Source organism: Roseateles subflavus (assembly GCF_030285365.1).
GTDB classification, from domain to species: Bacteria; Pseudomonadota; Gammaproteobacteria; order Burkholderiales; family Burkholderiaceae_C; genus Roseateles_B; species Roseateles_B subflavus.
In genome coordinates, this window is the sequence record NZ_JASVDS010000022.1 from 1 (window position 1) to 1,082 (window position 1,082).

Annotated in this window: 1 protein-coding gene; it reads right to left on the reverse strand. The window is 64.7% G+C overall.

Annotated elements, in window-relative coordinates; translation table 11 throughout:
• A partial coding sequence (locus QRD43_RS22685; RefSeq protein WP_285984793.1) for a branched-chain amino acid ABC transporter substrate-binding protein occupies positions 1-1,082 on the reverse strand: 1,082 nt, incomplete at its 5' end.

Sequence of the window (1,082 nt, forward strand, 5' to 3'; positions counted from 1 at the left end):
TCAGCGCACGACCGCGATCTGCTCGCGGGCACCGCCCTTGTAGGTGTACAGCGTCAGGGCGCCGTTCTTGATGTCGCCCTTGCCGTCGAAGCTGATCGTGCCCGTCACGCCCTTGTAGCCTTCGGTCTTGGCCAGCACCGGCAGGTACTTCGCGGGATCAGCCGAACCGGCCTTCTCCATCGCCGCCACCATCACCTTGGTCGCGTCGTACACGTACGGGGCGTAGATCTGCACGTCCACCTTGTACTTCTCCTTGAACTTGGCCTTGAAGTCTTCCATCGACTTCTTGGACTCGCCCTCGACGCCACCGGCTTCGGCGCACACCACCTGGCCGTCACCCATCGTGCCGCCCGACAGCTTGGGCAGCTCGCCCGAGCAGATGCCGTCGCCGCCCATGAACTTCGCCTCGATGCCCAGCTGCTTCATCTGACGCAGCATCGGGCCCGCCACGGCGTCCATGCCGCCGAAGAAGATCACGTCGGGCTTCTTGCCCTTCAGCGAGGTCAGGATGGAGCTGAAGTCCGTGGCCTTGTCGTTGGTGAACTCGCGACCCACCACCTTGCCGCCGGCCGCCTTCACGCCCTTCTCGAACTCGTCCGCCACGCCCTGGCCGTACGCGGTACGGTCATCGATCACGGCGATCGCCTTGCCCTTGAGCTGCGTCACGGCGTACTTGCCCAGCGTGCCACCCAGGTGCACGTCATCAGCCACCACGCGGAACGTGGTCTTGTAGCCATTGCGCGTGAACTTCGGGTTCGTCGCCGACGGGCTGATCTGCGGAACGCCCGCGTCGCTGTACACCTTCGAGGCCGGGATCGACGTGCCCGAGTTCAGGTGACCGATCACGCCGTTGACCTTCGAGTCCACCAGCTTCTGTGCCGCGGCCGTGCCTTGCTTCGGATCGCCGGCATCGTCTTCGGCCAGCAGTTCGAACTTGGCCTTCTTGCCACCGATCATCACGCCCTTGGCGTTCAGTTCGTCGATGGCCATGCGCGCGCCCAACTCATTGTCCTTGCCCAGGTGGGCAATGCCGCCGCTCGTGGGACCCACGTGGCCGATCTTCACGACCAGGTCCTGAGCCA